Raw genomic sequence first — 2,268 nt, forward strand, 5'->3', positions numbered from 1 at the left:
CTCACCCACCGCGGCACCTCTGATCGTGGCACGGTTCACCAAGAGCCAGTGCCGTCCCTGCCCGGTCCGCACCCGCTGCACGACCACCGCCGACAGCGCCCGAACCGTGGGATTTCCCCCGCAGGAACTCCGCGACCTGCAACTCCGCGTCCGGGCCGAGCAGCAGACACCCGAATGGAAGGCCCGCTACGCGGCCCGCTCCGGAGTCGAGGGCACCATCAACGAATTCGCCCACGGACACGGCATGCGCCAATGCCGCTACCGAGGACGCTCGAAAGCCCACCTGCAACACGTACTCACTGCCATCGCCGTGAACATCGAACGCCTCAGCAGGTGGTCGGTGACCGAAGAGGGCTCGCCACCAAGACCGCCGACCACCTTCCAGACCTACCTGGACCAACAGAGGATTCCCCGGCCAAAGTCCTGGCGGACCCTCGGCACCTGATCCCGACCACTCCAAGATCCCCGACAGAGTCAAGTTAGGGTGAGGCTATGAGGGAACCGCTGCCCGCCGACATGTTCGACGAACTGTGCCCGTCCTCGCTCAATCCGATCCGATTCGGCGACAAGTGGTCAGCGCTCATCATCCGCTGTCTCGAGCAGGGGCCGCGCCGATTCTCCGAGCTGCGCGTGCCGCTGAGCCGCGTCACCCCCAAGGTCCTGACTCAGTCGCTGCGGTCCCTCGAACGAGATGGTCTGGTCAAGCGCACCGTCTACGCCGAGGCCACACCGCATGTCGAGTACGAACTGACGCCGCTGGGCCGCACCATGCTCCAACCGATAGCGGTCGCTTGCGCCTGGGCGGAGAAACACTTGGACGAACTGCTTGACGCCCGGGAGTCGTACGACAACGCCCCCGCCTCGACCGCGCCGGATAACGAGGCGGCGGCCGGTCGTCCTGCGCTGCAGAACGGGGTCAGGCTCACATAGGCCGCGGCTTGCGGTTGCTCCCACAGGTCCAATCACTGAACAGGCGGAGGTATGAGCCGGTTCCGCAATCTCAGGCTGATTGGTTCAGAGACGCAGGCGTGCTCGTGTTGGCAGGGCGTGCCGTAGGGGCGGGCGCAGGAGCCGAATTCGACCTTGCGCTAGTCGAAGTGCTCCTCGAACTCCTCCCCCACTCCTCCCACTCCTCGGTTGTGGTCTCGCGGTACTCCTCAGCGGGCCTGACCTGCCGGCGTTCAGTGAGGAAGGTCATGTAGTGGCGTACGACGTCCTCGTCGAAGACCGCGACATAGCCACGTGTGGACTGGAGATTCAGGTGGCCGAGCAGGGCTGCGCCGATGTGGATCGGCACGCCGCTGTTGACCAGCTCGTAACAAAGATCCTGCGGAAGTCATGCGGGGTGAACTTGATGGTTCGCAAGCCGGGGTGCTGCTCGGCCAGTTCCTGACAGCGCCGCTTGAGCGTGGCGAGCACGGCGGCGGTACGTGCCATGACTCCGATCCTTACATGGAATCGAGTCTCCACAGAATGGACCTGGGCGCACTACAGCGACGACAACCCGTTCTCCGCACCGCTGAGCACCGGCGAGGCTTACCCCTCCGAGGCGGAGGCCAGACAGGCGCTCGCCCGCTACATCGCCGCGCTCGGCTCGCCGCACACCGAGGAGGCACTTCAACAGCTGCGCTCCGCACCGACGGATCAAAACGCCGTGCTCGTCGTCCCGGACGCCGTGTTCACCACTCGGTTCGCCGGAATCCCTTACGCCGAGGCCCCGAGACAGAGCCCTGACGGACAGCCCGCTCGAGGGTTTCGCGGAAAACGACTACATCGTTGCGGTTGCCGGGCCAGGCGTCTCCGACGGCGACAACCCTCCGGTCGCGGGCCCTGCAGACGACCTGCACGTTGACGCTGCGCCGATAGTTTTTGCTCTTCGCGGTGCGCCGCTGGTCGTGGACCGGGATCAGTGTGCCGTCTACCACCCACAGTTCACGACGGTCGGTGGGCGGTGGTCCGAGGAGCTGCGCGAGCGGCTCGGCCAGCGGGGTAATGACGCGGTGGGCGGCGGCGTGGGAGATACCGAACAGGGAGCCGAGTTGCTGCATGGTGAGGTTGGTCCTGTAGGCGAGGACGACCAGCAGGACCCGGTCGGCGAGCGGCAGTGCCCCGGGGCCGGCCTCGGCTGGTGTTTGCCTTGATTTCCCACAGCTGCCCGACGAGATGCTGCATGTGCGGCCCGGTCAGACCGGTCCGGGCATGGAGGTCGGCCGAGGTGCAACAGGTAAGCCGCAGGCGCATGCAGGGAGCGTAGAGCCCGAAGTCCTG

The 2,268-nt window shown here is 66.1% G+C and carries 4 protein-coding genes; 2 read left to right on the top strand and 2 right to left on the bottom strand.

The annotated features are described in order from the left end of the window. On the top strand, positions 1-445 hold a 445-nt coding region (locus ACFU8W_RS52305; protein ID WP_384052943.1), incomplete at its 5' end, for a transposase. Between the two features lie 47 nt (positions 446-492). Beyond that, entirely contained in the window at positions 493-930 is a 438-nt protein-coding gene (locus tag ACFU8W_RS52310; protein ID WP_384052945.1) for a winged helix-turn-helix transcriptional regulator, read from the top strand. 327 nt (positions 931-1,257) lie between these two features. Here ACFU8W_RS52310 and ACFU8W_RS52315 read toward each other — a convergent pair whose 3' ends face one another. Both ACFU8W_RS52315 and ACFU8W_RS52320 read right to left on the bottom strand, forming a co-directional pair. Further along, positions 1,258-1,437 (bottom strand): hypothetical protein, encoded by a 180-nt coding sequence (locus ACFU8W_RS52315; RefSeq protein ID WP_384052947.1) that lies wholly within the window; start codon positions 1,435-1,437, stop codon positions 1,258-1,260. Between the two features lie 242 nt (positions 1,438-1,679). Beyond that, positions 1,680-2,048: a transposase gene (locus tag ACFU8W_RS52320; RefSeq protein ID WP_384052950.1), complete on the bottom strand. Its 369-nt coding sequence runs from the start codon at positions 2,046-2,048 to the stop codon at positions 1,680-1,682. Positions 2,049-2,268 lie beyond the last annotated feature (220 nt).

It is taken from the genome of Streptomyces sp. NPDC057565 (assembly GCF_042801455.1).
Classification (GTDB): Bacteria; Actinomycetota; Actinomycetes; order Streptomycetales; family Streptomycetaceae; genus Streptomyces; species Streptomyces yanii.